14 protein-coding genes are annotated in these 13,251 nt (G+C 70.1%); 3 read left to right on the forward strand and 11 right to left on the reverse strand.

All coding sequences use genetic code 11. From position 1 onward, the window contains the following. Window positions 1-91: 91 nt before the first annotated feature. Entirely contained in the window at window positions 92-2,020 is a 1,929-nt protein-coding gene (locus PV734_RS41455) for a hypothetical protein (RefSeq protein ID WP_319096386.1), read from the reverse strand. 49 nt (window positions 2,021-2,069) lie between these two features. Beyond that, window positions 2,070-2,579 (reverse strand): tetratricopeptide repeat protein, encoded by a 510-nt coding sequence (locus tag PV734_RS41460; RefSeq protein WP_319096387.1) that lies wholly within the window; start codon window positions 2,577-2,579, stop codon window positions 2,070-2,072. 141 nt (window positions 2,580-2,720) lie between these two features. On the opposite strand from PV734_RS41460, the gene PV734_RS41465 reads away from it, so the two are divergent. Further along, window positions 2,721-3,179: a hypothetical protein gene (locus PV734_RS41465; RefSeq protein WP_319096388.1), complete on the forward strand. Its 459-nt coding sequence runs from the start codon at window positions 2,721-2,723 to the stop codon at window positions 3,177-3,179. A gap of 160 nt (window positions 3,180-3,339) precedes the next feature. Here PV734_RS41465 and PV734_RS41470 read toward each other — a convergent pair whose 3' ends face one another. From PV734_RS41470 to PV734_RS41500, 7 genes are all read right to left on the reverse strand, one after another. Continuing rightward, window positions 3,340-4,980, reverse strand: a complete 1,641-nt coding sequence (locus PV734_RS41470) for a DUF1996 domain-containing protein (RefSeq protein ID WP_319294584.1) — start codon at window positions 4,978-4,980, stop codon at window positions 3,340-3,342. A 222-nt stretch (window positions 4,981-5,202) separates the two neighbouring features. Continuing rightward, window positions 5,203-5,856, reverse strand: coding sequence for a response regulator transcription factor (locus tag PV734_RS41475; RefSeq protein ID WP_319096390.1), 654 nt, complete (start codon window positions 5,854-5,856; stop codon window positions 5,203-5,205). After that, entirely contained in the window at window positions 5,841-7,211 is a 1,371-nt protein-coding gene (locus PV734_RS41480; protein WP_319294586.1) for a sensor histidine kinase, read from the reverse strand. The genes PV734_RS41475 and PV734_RS41480 overlap by 16 nt, the downstream gene beginning before the upstream one ends. Before the next feature lie 48 nt (window positions 7,212-7,259). Further along, window positions 7,260-7,865 carry a winged helix-turn-helix domain-containing protein gene (locus tag PV734_RS41485; protein ID WP_319294588.1) on the reverse strand — a complete coding sequence of 202 codons (606 nt, stop codon included), beginning with the start codon at window positions 7,863-7,865 and terminating at the stop codon, window positions 7,260-7,262. Between the two features lie 305 nt (window positions 7,866-8,170). Next, window positions 8,171-9,199 (reverse strand): glutamine synthetase, encoded by a 1,029-nt coding sequence (glnII, locus tag PV734_RS41490; protein ID WP_319096392.1) that lies wholly within the window; start codon window positions 9,197-9,199, stop codon window positions 8,171-8,173. A 259-nt stretch (window positions 9,200-9,458) separates the two neighbouring features. Next, window positions 9,459-10,136: a hypothetical protein gene (locus tag PV734_RS41495; RefSeq protein ID WP_319096393.1), complete on the reverse strand. Its 678-nt coding sequence runs from the start codon at window positions 10,134-10,136 to the stop codon at window positions 9,459-9,461. A gap of 97 nt (window positions 10,137-10,233) precedes the next feature. Beyond that, window positions 10,234-10,608, reverse strand: coding sequence for an arsenate reductase family protein (locus PV734_RS41500; RefSeq protein WP_319096394.1), 375 nt, complete (start codon window positions 10,606-10,608; stop codon window positions 10,234-10,236). A 140-nt stretch (window positions 10,609-10,748) separates the two neighbouring features. On the opposite strand from PV734_RS41500, the gene PV734_RS41505 reads away from it, so the two are divergent. Both PV734_RS41505 and PV734_RS41510 read left to right on the forward strand, forming a co-directional pair. Beyond that, window positions 10,749-11,057: a hypothetical protein gene (locus PV734_RS41505; protein WP_319096396.1), complete on the forward strand. Its 309-nt coding sequence runs from the start codon at window positions 10,749-10,751 to the stop codon at window positions 11,055-11,057. Window positions 11,058-11,286: 229 nt separating this feature from the next. Then, entirely contained in the window at window positions 11,287-11,565 is a 279-nt protein-coding gene (locus tag PV734_RS41510) for a hypothetical protein (RefSeq protein ID WP_319096397.1), read from the forward strand. A gap of 53 nt (window positions 11,566-11,618) precedes the next feature. Here PV734_RS41510 and pspAB read toward each other — a convergent pair whose 3' ends face one another. Next, a complete protein-coding gene (gene pspAB, locus PV734_RS41515; RefSeq protein ID WP_319294590.1) occupies window positions 11,619-12,239 on the reverse strand; it encodes a PspA-associated protein PspAB in 621 nt (206 codons plus the stop codon). 14 nt (window positions 12,240-12,253) lie between these two features. Continuing rightward, entirely contained in the window at window positions 12,254-13,177 is a 924-nt protein-coding gene (gene htpX, locus PV734_RS41520; RefSeq protein WP_319096399.1) for a zinc metalloprotease HtpX, read from the reverse strand. Between the last annotated feature and the right edge of the window lie 74 nt (window positions 13,178-13,251).

Consider the following 13,251-nt stretch of genomic DNA (forward strand, 5'->3'; position numbering starts at 1 on the left):
ACGCGAATGTCAGCTAGGTGCTCCGCAGGGTATGCGGTTGTCTGCGGGCGGGTGGGGGCTTGTCGCGCGGTTCCCCGCGCCCCTATGGGCGCTACCGCAGGCCGCCGATCTGTCGGCCGTCCTTCAGCGTGCCCTTCAGCCCCGCCTGAGCCCCCTGCTCGGTCCTGGCCGCCAGCATGGCACCCCGCACCGACGAGTTCACCCCGCCCGTCGCCGTGATCGACGCCGTGTTCCGCGAGCCGGCGGCAAGCATGTACCACTCGCCCGCCCCCGACTTCCACAGCACACCGGCGAGCACGTTCGGGTCGCGGGGACCGCACGCCGGGCTGCTCCCGGACTTCGCCGCGATCGCCCCGAACTGCCCGCCCGGCGTGTGGAACTGGGCCATGACCTGGGCGCCGTCACCCCGCCAGGTCTCGGCGCGGGTGCAGACCCAGTCGGCGGCGCCGCTCGCGTCGGGCAGCGGCTGCTTCGCGTACTGCCAGGCGTTCACGGAGCGCACGCCCTGGGAGTGCATCGCGGCGAGGGAACAGGCGAAGGGCGACCACGTCGCCAGCGCCGCCGGGGCCGACGCCTCGCGGGGCGTCGCCGGGGGGCCCGTGGTGAGGTGGGCCGGCACGAGTTCGCCGAGGTCGCTCAGCAGTCGGGCCCCACCGGCGTCGGTCACCTCCAGCGTGTTCCAGGACTGGCAGGCGCCGCGCTGCGCGACCGGGCTGGCCAGCGGCCCGCTCACCCCGTCGGTCAGCCCCAGGTCGATCGGTGTCGCCGCCGGTTCGCGCAGGTCCCGCATCTGAGCCCTGAGCACCCAGGGAGCCGTCAGATAGCGGACGTTGCCGTCGGCCCGGTCGAGCACCACCGCGTCGGCCTCGGCGCCGGTCGCGCCGTCGACGCGGGCGAAGTCCAGGGCGGCGCCGCTCGTGCCGTCCTTCGGTTCGGCGTACCGGGCGATGCGCAGACCGTCGTACAGGATCACCACGTGGGCCGCGTCGACAGTGCCCGCGTACAGGAGCTGGGGCGGGCCGGCCGGGCCGCCGGAGGGAGTGCCCGGGGTGGCCGAGACATGGACCTTCTCGCCGGGACGGGCCCAGACGGCGAGGGCGCGCCGCAGCAGGGCGCTGTCGTCGACGAGGTCGCCGCGCGCGGGCCAGACGGAGAAGTCGGTGCGCGCGGAGGACTTCCAGACGGCCGGGGCCACCAGCGTCAACCGGGCCGGGTCCAGGGCGGCTTCGGCGGCCGGGTTCTGCGCGTAGGCGGGGGCGGCCGCACCGTTCGGGGCCCAGCCGTCACCGGGCAGTCCGAGCAGCGCGCCGCACACCGCGACGGCCGCGGCGGCGGCGAGCGCGGCTTTCAGGTGCTGCCTGCGCCGCATCAGGTCGGTCGGACGCGCCTGCAGCGAACACGGGTCGAACTCGGCGGAGTCGAGAAGCGCGTACCGCGCCGGAACCTCGTCCGCCTCGCGGAGTGCGTCGATCGGCCGGTCGACCCCGGCGGCCTCCAGGGCGGTGCGTACGTCGGCGTCCGGGAGCTTCTCCAGACCGCGCAGGACGTACGCGGCCCGGGCCGGACCGGAGAGCGCCGACAGCCGCTGGTCCAGGGCGAGTTCGTCGGCGCCGCCGGAACGCGGGAAGAGCCGCAGGCCCCAGACCTGGGGGAGCAGCGGCGGCAACTGCGACCGCTTCGGCAGTGAACGCCCGCGCCACGGCTGCCCCGCCGCGAGCGCCGTACGCAGCACCTGGAGGCGGACGAGCGCGTAACCGGGGTCGCCCGAGCGGCCCTTCGGCTGGGCCGGGACGGTGGCGGTGGCCGTGCGTCCCCTGGGCAGCGCACGCTGGGTGAGAGCGTGCGCCGTCAGGACACGCCGACTCCGCCCGAGGCTCGGCGGCAGCACCAGGTAGGCGAGCCGGACGAGCCGGGGATAGTGCTCGACGAGCGCGGCCTCGGCCTGCTCCACGTCGACGACGGGGCGGCCCTTGGCGCTGTTACCGGTGGCGGGGCTGAAGGCGACATCCTGTGACTGCACGTTCAGCAGAACGAGCGAATCGCGGGATGGTCACCTGGCCCTCCGGGAGTTACCCGGCGGGCTCGGTCAGCAGGCGGGCGTAGTTCGCCATCGACCGCTGATAGCGCGGCAGATGAGGAGCGAGGGCGCCGAGGGCCAGCGAGAGGCCCTCACGGTCACGGCCGAGGCTGGACAGGCACAGCGCCAGACACGCTCGTACGGCGTCGTCCAACTCGTCCGAGGGGGCGTCCAGTTCGGGGGTGAGGAGCTTGACGCCCTCCTCGGCCCGGCCGAGGTTGCGCAGCGAACTCGACAGCTGGATCTTGGCACGCCGGCCCTTGTATCCGCTCTGTTCACTGAGCCCGAGGGCGAGCGCCTCCAGGTAGAGCGGCTCCGCCCGGTCGGAGTGGCCCGTGGAGTCCCAGGCGCTGGCCTGTTCGAACGGGCCCAGGGGGCTGCCGGCGGGCAGTTCCGCCACGAGGGCGTCGATCACCGCGCGGAAGTCGGCCCCGTGGTCCTCGTCGTAGTCGTCGAAGGTCGCCCAGGCGGCGACCACACGCTCTTCCCAGTCTGCGTTCACTTGCCCACTCTCGCACACACGTTCCCTGATTGAGTGGTTGGTGCCCCGTAGCCGTATCGAGGGTGAGGGCTCTTCGACGGGGCCTCCCCGCGGCATGGGCCGAGAGTATTGTCGGCGCCGAACGGACCGGAGGAAGAACAGATGATGGTGACGCGACCGAAGCTCGCGACCGCCGCGGTCACAGCCGTGGCGGCGCTGGCCCTGGCCGGCTGCTCGGGCGGCGCGGGCGACCGGGCGGCCACGATCGACGCAACTCCGGTGGCCGCGACCGGCAGCCTGGAGCACATCGCGAGCGAGGCGGGCTGCAAGCCGATCATGCAGATCGACGCGGACGAGCTCCGCCAGGCCGCCTGCAAGACCACCACCTATGGCAAGTTCCTCCTCCTGACCTACGCCACCGACCGCGGCCAGCGCGAGTGGATCAACGGGGCCAAGGACTACGGCGGCTTCTACCTCCTGGGCCGCAAGTGGACCGCGGTCGGCGACAAGAAGGTGATCGCGAAGCTGCAGGGCAAGCTCGGCGGGACCACCGAGGTGGGCGCCGACCACACCGCGCACACCGGCGCCGACGCGACCCACTCGGCCGGCCACGAAGGCTGAGACCGGAAGCACGAACGCGGCGGCCCGAGTGGAAACACTCGGGCCGCCGCGTTTATGTCTCCGAACGATCCGAACGATCCGAACGACAAGAAGGCCGGTGGCGGGAGAACCCGCCACCGGCCTTCTCAGGTGGTCCACCGTCGGTGGACCACTGGTGGATCTACTGGCACTTCTTGCCGGTGTTGATGCAGTTGACCATCTTGTTCATCGTGTTCACGGAGAAGAAGTTGATGAAGTCGTTGTGGTCGGTGATCGGCTTGTGCAGGTTCTCCGGGAAGGAGTCCACCGCGTAAGGGTTCACCACAGTGCCGTTCTGCAGCTTCGGCGCCGGGACGTTGTAGACCAGACGGACCTGGAGCTGGGGGATCGCCTTGAAGCCGTTGGCGCAGGTGCCGTCGGCCTGGACGAAGGACACGTGAGTGCGGTGGTTCGCACTGTCGATGTTCTGGCCGTCCCAGCAGCTCTGGAAGTCGGTCGTACGGACCACGGCGCTGCCCTGCGGGCAGATCGGGTACTTGTCCTTCAGCTGCACCTTGTTCTCGAAGCCGGTGCAGCTCCAGTTGACGTTGGCGTTCGCGTTGCCGTTGACGAAGGCCTTGGCGTCACCGGTGATGATGCGCAGGGCGGTCGGCATCGCGACGACGTTGCCCTTCTTGTTGCCGACGAACTTGATCTGCGCCTGGGAGGCCTGCAGGATCTGGCCGACGTTGCCTTCCTTGCCACCACCGTCGTTGTTCTGGTCGAAGTCCTGCGTACCGTTCTGCAGGCGCAGCACCGGCCAGAAGTACGACGACTTGTCACCCTGGTTCTGGCAGCTGGTCTGTGCCGCCGCCAGTTCCTGGTCACTCGCGAACGCGTCGTTGCTCTGGTTGCCGACGTAGTCGTGCAGGTGGTGCGCACCGTTGCTGACGCCCGGGGCCACGATCACGTTGTCCGTGTTGTGGTTGTCGTTCCCGTTGGTGCCGCACTTGGTGGTGAAGGAGCCGCGCGAGCCGCTGTTGCCGTTGGCGGGGAGCCCGTTGGCGCCCACACCCAGCTGGGCGTTGCCCTGCACCTTGGTGATGTCCACGAAGTCCGCGGCCACCGGACCGTTGCCGCCCTGGCCGCCGCCGGCCGCGTTCCCGGCGTTGCCCTGACCCTGACCCTGACCCTGGCCCTGACCGGCGTTGCCCTGGCCGTTGTTGTTCTGGCCCTGGCCGTTGTTCTGGCCCTGGCCATTGTTGTTCTGGCCCTGACCGGCGTTGCCCTGGCCGTTGTTCTGGCCCTGACCGTTGTTGTTCTGGCCGTTGCCCTGGTTGCCGTTGTTGGCCTGCCCGGCGTTGGTCTGCTGGGCGGCCGCGACACCGGTGCACTGGGCGAACTGCCCCAGGTTGTCGGCTCCGGAACCACCGGCCCGCTTGATGTTGATGCGGATCCGGTCGATCGCCGCGAACCGCTTGTCCTTCAGCGGACCGATGATCGCGTTCTGTACGAAGCTGGCGTCGCCGGCCTGCGCCTGCCGAGTGGAGGCGAGGCGTGCGTAGGCCTCGGTGATCTGGTTGTCCAGATTCGCGAGCTCCTTGTCCACGCCGGCGCGAGCGCCGCTCGGGACGTTGGCGAGCTTCTGACCGACGTCGGGGCAGTCGATCGTGGCGATCTGTACGGCAGCGGCCTTGGTCTGGTTCTGGGCGCCGTTCTCCTCATGTGCGGAGGCGTAGAAATTCGCCCAGACAAGTCCACCACCGCCGATCGCGAGGGCCGCGGATGCGGCCACGGCGCGAACGGCCAGTGGTGAGCGTCGTTTACGTGCATTGCGTCCCATGGAACTCCTCTGACTTCCTTGCGGGGCTATCGAGGCGCCCGACAGGAGTGAAGCGGCGCCATCCATTACGAGGAGGACCTCAGGAGTGTTCAGCCGCCTCAGAAATTGATGAGAGATTCGTAGGACAATTCGACCCCAACTCCACCGGGTATACCGGGAGTTGCGGATCTCTTACGGCAAGTGTTCGGCCGGGCACCGGATATCGTCGACTTTGGCGTACTTTCAGCGCCCCTGGTCGAGATAGGTGAGTACCGCCAGAACACGGCGGTTGTCATCGTCCGACACCTCGAGTCCGAGTTTGGCGAAGATGTTGGACGTGTGTTTGGCGATCGCCCGCTCCGTGACAACCAGATGCCCGGCGATCGCCGCGTTCGAACGTCCCTGAGCCATGAGATCCAGCACCTCCAGCTCCCGGGGCGTCAGCCGCCCCAGCGGCCGGCCGTCCCCGGCACGCGCCAGCAGCAGCTGCTGGATCACCTGCGGGTCCATGGCGGTACCGCCCGCCGCGACCCGTCGTACGGCGTCCACGAACTGCTCCGCGTCGAACACCCGGTCCTTGAGCAGATAGCCGACCCCGCCGTCCCCGTCGGCCAGCAACTCCCGCGCGTACAGCCGCTCCACGTGCTGCGACAGCACCAGCACCGGCAGCCCCGGCCGCGCCCGGCGGGCCCGCAGCGCGCACTGCAGCCCCTCGTCGGTGTGCGTCGGCGGCAGCCGTACGTCGACCACGGCGACGTCCGGTGCCAGCTCGGCGAGCGCGCGGTCCAGCTCGGGGCCGCTCTCCACCGCCGCGGCGATCTCGAAGTCGTACGCCTCCAGCAGCCGGACCAGCCCGTCACGCAGCAGGAACAGGTCTTCGGCTAGGACAACTCGCAAGGAAGCTCCATGGTCACCACGGTGGGACCGCCAACGGGACTGCTGACGGCCAGGACGCCGTCGAATGTACCGAGCCGCCGCTCCACCCCGGCCAGCCCCGACCCGCCCCCGGCCCGCGCCCCGCCCCGCCCGTCGTCGGTGACGGCGATCCGCAACGAGCCGTCCGCGTACCGCACCTCGACCCGCACGTGATCGGCGCCGGAGTGCTTGACGGCGTTGGTCAGCACCTCGCTCACCGCGAAGTACGCCGCCGACTCCACCGGCGCCTGCGCCCGGCCACCGGCCACGTCGACCGTCACCTCGGTGTCGACGGGCAGCCGCAACGCCAACGCCCGTACCGCGTCGCCCAGTCCACGCTCGGCCAGCACCGGCGGATGGATGCCGTGCACCAGGTCGCGCAGCTCGGCGAGCGCGTCGGCGGAGGACCGCCGGGCCCGCGCGAGCAGCTCCCGCGCCTTCTCCGGGTTCTTCTCCATGAGTGCCTCGGCGGTCCCCAGATCCATCCCCACGGCGACCAGGCGCGCCTGCGCACCGTCGTGCAGGTCCCGCTCGATCCGCCGCAGCTCGGCGGCCGAGGTGTCGACGGCGTCCCGTCGGGTCTCGGTCAACACCCTTACCCGCTCGGCGAGTTCGCGGCGCCCGACGCCGAGCAGGGCCCCGGTGAGCAGGAAGTGGAGCCGCAGGAGGGCGGGCGTCAGAAAGTAGGAGGCGACGAGGAGTACGGCCCCGAGGGCGCCGGCGGCGAGCGCGCTGCCCTGCCCGCCGACCGGCACGAAGCCGTACCACCAGCCGACGTACGTCCCGTCCGTGAACACCCGCCACAGTCCGAAAGCCAGCGCGAACCCCTCGAAGGGGTACAGGAGCAGTGCGGCCGGCACCAGCGCCGTGACGAACCCGAGCACCGCGTCGAGGGGCAGCCACGCGAACTCCCGCCAGGTCGCCGGGTCCCGCAGCACCCAGAGGGCCCGCGCCCACCGTCCCGCGTCCACCGGCGGCACCCGGTACCGGGGCGGGATCCGCACCCCGCCCCAGTGCGCGGCCGTGCGCCGCCGCCAGTCGGCCCACGCCCGCACCCAGGTGACCACCCGGGGAGTGGTGAGGAGGCCGATCCCCAGGGCGGGCACGAGCAGGAGGGAGACGAGGGAGAGCACGAACAGCAGCGTCGACCCCGCGAGCGAGGCGACGGCGAGCCACAGCGACCGCAACCCGGCGACCACGACGGCACGAACCCGAACACGAACACGTGCCCGAACCTGTGCCCGAACCTGTGCCCGACCTCGTACCCGCGCGCTGATGACGTCGTCCATACGGTCAGTCTCGCCGAGGACGCCCCACCAGGTCACGGGCTCGAACACCCGTACCGGGGGGTGGTGCCAGTGACACCCCCGAAGAGGAAATCCGGATCAGCGCGCGGTCGGGGGCGTGTACTTGTACCCGACCCGCCGTACCGTCTGGATCGCCTGCCGGTGCTCCGCGCCGAGCTTGCGGCGCAGCCGGGCGATGTGGACGTCGACGGTCCTGCCGTCGCCCACGTGCCCGTAGCCCCACACCGTGGTGACCAGCTGGTCACGGGTGTGCACCCGGCCCGGGTGGGCGACGAGATGGGCGAGCAGCTCGAACTCCAGGTACGTGAGATCCAGCGGGCGCCCGTCGACCTCGGCGGTGCGCTGCACGTCGTCCACGCGTACGAGGTGACGGGCCCCGTCGGCCTGGACCCGCTCCGGGGACCCGGCCGGGGTCGGCAGTTCCGGTTCCGGGAGCGCGAACGGCAGTACGGGCGGCTGCTGGTCGGCAGGTACGAGCACCAGGTAGCCGATCATCGGCGGCTGGCCCGGCAGGGTGGGAAGGGTGTGCGGGGGAGCGGGCAGCCAGGTGGCACCCGGCGGCAGGAAGTCCCTGACGTCGACCACCTCGTCCGGGTCGACGGCGCGCAGCCGGTGCCGTGCGGAGGCGCCGGGGGAGAGGGGGGACAGGGGAGCCAGGGGGGAGAGAGTACGAGTGGTCGCCATGAGAGGTCAGCTCTTTCGCGCGAGGAGTTCGTCGGGGACGTACGTCGTGCGCGTCGGCGGAAGACCGAGAGGTACGGCTGCAGAGGGGCCGTACGGCTGGTGTTAGAGGGCCGACGCGTTCATCGCGCGACAACACACCCGGTCGAAGTCGTGGTGCTGGCGGGAAGGCCAGAAGGGCTCAAGGTCGTGGCGACCTGTCGCGATGCACTTCTGGAAGCTGGCCATGGGTCCATTGAAGCAGAGAAGGGGGTGAGCAGAGAAGGGGTGTCCACCTGACGATGGACACCCCTTCTCACTATCTGGGATCAGACCTGTCCGGCCTTCTCCAGGGCGGAGCAGCAGGTGTCGACGATCAGCCGCGTCACGAGGTACGGGTCGACGTTGGCGTTCGGCCGGCGGTCCTCGATGTAACCCTTGCCGTCCTTCTCGACCTGCCACGGGATACGGACCGAGGCGCCACGGTTGGAGACGCCGTACGAGTACTCGTTCCACGGGGCGGTCTCGTGCAGACCGGTGAGACGGTCGTCGATGCCGGCGCCGTAGTGCTTGACGTGGTCGAGCGGCTTGGAGCCCTCACCGAGGGACTCGCACGCGGTGATGATCGCGTCGTAGCCCTCGCGCATCGCCTTCGTGGAGAAGTTGGTGTGCGCACCGGCGCCGTTCCAGTCGCCCTTCACCGGCTTCGGGTCCAGCGTCGCGGAGATGCCGAAGTCCTCGGCGGTGCGGTAGAGCAGCCAACGGGCGATCCACAGCTGGTCGGAGACCTCCAGCGGGGAGACCGGGCCGACCTGGAACTCCCACTGACCCGGCATGACCTCGGCGTTGATGCCGGAGATGGCGAGACCGGCCTTGAGACAGTTCTCCAGGTGGGCCTCGACGATCTCGCGACCGAAGATCTCGTCGGCGCCGACACCGCAGTAGTAGCCGCCCTGGGGGGCCGGGTAGCCGCCCTCGGGGAAGCCGAGCGGACGGGAACCGTCGAAGAAGGTGTACTCCTGCTCGATGCCGAAGATCGGCTCCTGAGCGGCGAACTTCGTGGCGACCTCGACCAGCGGGGCACGCGTGTTGGACGCGTGCGGCGTCATGTCGATCTCAAGGACCTCGCACATGACGAGGATGTCGTCGCCGCCGCGGATCGGGTCCGGGTAGGAGGAGACCGGCTTGAGCACGCGGTCCGAGGAGTGCCCCTCGGCCTGGTTCGTGGAAGACCCGTCGAAGCCCCAGATCGGCAGCTCGGCGCCCTTGGCGTCGTCGGCCAGAATCTTGGTCTTGGAGCGGAGCTTGGCCGTCGGCTCGGTGCCGTCGATCCAGATGTACTCAGCCTTGAAGGTCACGGGACCATCCTTCGGGGTGGGTCTACAGGCGCACTTGCGGGTGCTGCGGCGCTGCGGCACTGGGGCGCCGCTCTTGTCGCCCGCGAGCCTGTCAATAGGGGATTTCCCGATCATTGCTCGAATGTGAACCCCGTGTTACCTGGTGTTCTTGTGTCGCGTCTCACGTGTGGAGGGCGTCGTGGAGGGAACGCGGCGGGTCCTGCCGCCCCTGGCCGGGAGCGACAGGACCCTTGTCCGAGCAGGTGTCAGCGCTGGAACGTCACCCCACCTTCTCGATCAGCGCCCGGCGGATCAGGAACTTGCCGGGCTCGCGGACCTGCTCGAAGGCGGCGTTGTTGAGCAGAGCGCAACTGCCCGACACCGAGGTCACCTTGACCGTCGTGGACCTGTCGTTGTCCAGGTTGGTGACACGCAACGTGGTCCCGGCGGGGAACTGGTTGCTGGACGCGGCGGGTTCGCCACCCTCACCGGAGAGGGTGACGGTCGACCCGGCACACACCTGCTCCCCGTCGGCGGGCGTGCCGGGGACGTCCGGAGCCGCGGGCGACGCGCTCTGGCCGGGCGACGAGGGCTGGTCGGCCGGCTGGGCGGGCTGGTCGGCAGGCGGGGTGACGGGCTGCGCGGCCTGGGAGTCCTGAGCCGACTCCCCAACCACGCACCCGGACGCCTCCTGCTGCACCTTGATCTGAGCGACGACCGCGTCCCGGTTCGCGATCCGGGCCGTCGACTGGGCGTCGGGGTTGGCCCGTTGGTCCGCGATGAACTTCTGGTTGTTGCCGAGGGCGGTGGCGAGCCCCTGGCACACGGTCGAGTCGGCGGCGGTCTGCGCCGCGTTGGAGGTGGCCGCCATGGCGAAGGCACCACCACCCGCCACCGCGGCCGCACTCACGAACAGCGCCAGCTTCTTCCTCGTACTGACAGTTCTCCTGCGCGACATGCGCGCCTCCTGAAGGGATAGGGGAGCGTACGTCGCTATGTACGAGATATCGAACGAGGCCACTCAGGGGTCACGGGAACCGCTGAAGTGACCTACGTCACTTCGATGTCGGGCGTCGGGAGAGCGCGTCCCTTACGGCCTCGTCCGTACGGGCCACGACCGCGCTGCCGTCGTCGGCGGTGATGATGGGCCGCTGGATGAGCCCCGGGTGCGCGGCGAGAGCGGCGACCCATCGCTCCCGGTCCTCCTCCGCCCGGCCCCACTCCCGCACGCCCAACTCCTTGGCGACGGCTTCCTGGGTCCGGGTGATGTCCCAGGGTTCGAGGCCGAGCCGATCGAGTACGACCCGGATCTCGTCCTCGGTGGGAACCTCCTCCAGGTAGCGGCGGACGGTGTATTCGGCGCCCTCGGCATCGAGCAGCGACAGCGCTCCGCGGCACTTGGAGCAGGCCGGGTTGATCCAGATTTCCATGGGGCTCACGGTACGCCAGAGACCTTCCAAAGGCCTTGTGGCCAGGGCCTTTTGTCAGTGCCGCACGGTAGAATAGAAGCAGTGTTCGAGGGTGTCGCCGGGGGGTCCGGTGCCACCCCGACCGCGACAGGAGGATGCCTGTGCCCACTGCCGCTCTCAAGCCGTCGCCCACCCGGTCCACCGTCAAAAGGGGGGTCCCGCTCGACCTGCCGTACGCCCCCGTGGAGAAGCGCCCGCTGCCGCCGGGCCGCCCCCGCGAGTGGTACATCACGCACAACCGCCGGCTCAAGGCGATGCGGCTCGCGATCGCCCTGCTCGACTCCGGCGTCCACATGCCGAACCAGGCCCGGAACGAGACGATCCGCAGCACGGCGGATCTGATCGGTGTCCACCCGCCGTCGGAAACGACGTGCCACATGGTGCGAGCGCTGATGCGCTACTCCCGCTGAGCGACCGCCGGGTGCCCGACTCGTGTCAGGGCACCCGGCGTACCAGCGCGCACTTTCAGCCCGTCCGGCGGGCGAAATACGGATGCGCGGGCTCCCCCGCCATCCCTACGCTGGACACGCAAAGCACGCACCGGCGGACGGACGCCCACCCCAAGCGTCCGGTCAGTGCACACCGTCACGCACGCACAACTCCGCTCAGTCACCCACGCCACTCACAAGGAGTCCCGTCATGGGCACCTTGATCATTTCCGCGATCTTCGTCCTGATCATCATGGGCTTCAAGAACAGCGTCCTGTGGCTCGCCGCCGCGGGCCTGGTCTACGTCTACTTCCGCTACGGCCGCACGGGGAGCGGTACGGCGGCCTCCTCGTCCGGGGGCGGCGGCCCGGCCGCGGGTTCCTCGCCCGCGAGCTACCGCGCCTACCGTCAGCGCCGGGACCAGCAGGCCAGGTGGGAGCGCCGCTACAGCCGCGAGCGCCCGCTGCGGAACCGCCGCCAGGGCCGGTAGCCGGGGCCGGCGGTAAGCAGTCGGGAAGGGGGCGTGTCTCCGGTCGGTCCGTCTCACAGACCGGGGGCACCCCACACCGGGAACCAGCGACTCAGGTCCTGCTCGATCCGCAGATCACCGGAGAGCGCGGCCCGCACCTGCAACTCCAGCGCGCTGTCCCGCCGTTGCCCGTCCCCGCCGGTCAGCGGTGAGAAGGGAAAGAAGGTGCCGCGCTTGTAGAGATAGACAAGCCCGAGCCGCCGACCACCGCCCCCTCGACCCCGACCTTCACCTCCACCCTCCACATCCTCGAACCCCACCACCGAACACAACAACTGCGGCCCGAACCCACTGGCCTCCAGCGCGCTGTTGACCGCGTGCAGGTCCCCGACGAGCGCCGGGAGATCCTCCGGCCCGCGCCGCGACACCAGCCACGAGTACCCGTACTCGTCCCGGACCAGTTCGACCGGCGGCCCGGTCCGCTCGGCGTCCGCGTCGAGAAGGGCCTGCACCTCCTTGCGTACGTCGTCGAAGGCGGCGCCCTCCACCGTGGCGAAGCACACCGACCCCCGGCCCGTGGGCGTGAAGCCCACCGCGGCCTGGAGGGTGACGGCGGCCGACGGCAGCCCGAAGAGCCGGTCGAGATCGGGTGCGACGGGCTTGGTGCGCCCCAGCAGGATGTCCAGCAACCCCATACGTGCTCCTCAGCTCACGAGTTCCCCGCGCCGGGAGTCGCCACCTCGCCCAACTCGCCGGAGATCCGCCCCAGTTGGTCGAGCCGCTGCTCCAGACTGGGATGGGTGGAGAAGAACCGTGCCAGGCCCGGCTCCTTGCCGAGGGCGGGCGTGAAGTAGAAGGCGTTGAAGGCCTGCGCGGTCCGCAGATCCTTCGACGGGATCCGCGCGATGTCGCCGGAGACCTTGGTGAGCGCGGAAGCAAGTGCCGAGGGCTTCCCGGTTAGCAGCGCCGCCGAGCGGTCGGCGGCCAGTTCCCGGTACCGGGAGAGGGCGCGGATCAGCAGGAAGCTGATCGTGTACACGGCCGCGGAGACGCCCATCACCGCAGCGAAGACGACGGCGGTGTTCTGGTCCCGCCGGCCGCCGCCGAACAGCTGCGAGTAGAACGCGAACCGCACGATGAGCCCGGCGATGACGCCGAGAAAGGACGCGACGGTGATCACGGCGACGTCCTTGTGCGCGACATGGGACAGCTCGTGCGCGAGCACGCCCTCCAGTTCCTCGGGCTCCAGCCGCCGAAGCAACCCGGTGGTCACGCACACCACGGCGTGATCGGCGTTCCGCCCGGTCGCGAACGCGTTCGGCATATCCATGTCGGAGACGGCGACCACGGGCTTGGGCAGATCAGCCACCGCGCACAGCCGGTCGATCACCCCGTGCAGCTGCGGATACTCCTCCCGCTCCACCACCCGCCCGCGCATCGCGAACAGGGCGACCCGGTCGGAGAACCAGTACTGCGCGCCGAGGAACCCCGCCGCGACCACCACGACCAGCACCCAGGACTTCAGCAACACGATCAACGCGGCGACAAAGGCCACGTACAGCAGTCCGAGCAGAAACAGCGTGACCGTCATCCGCACGGTCAGTCGTCGATCGCTCCGCATTCGGTTCGGCATCCGTACCACCACCCCGCCAGTCAGGCACTCGCCCCACTGCCAGTGTGCACCCGGCCTTTCCCATGAAGCGGTCG

It is taken from the genome of Streptomyces sp. AK08-02 (assembly GCF_033795085.1).
Classification (GTDB): Bacteria; Actinomycetota; Actinomycetes; order Streptomycetales; family Streptomycetaceae; genus Streptomyces; species Streptomyces echiniscabiei.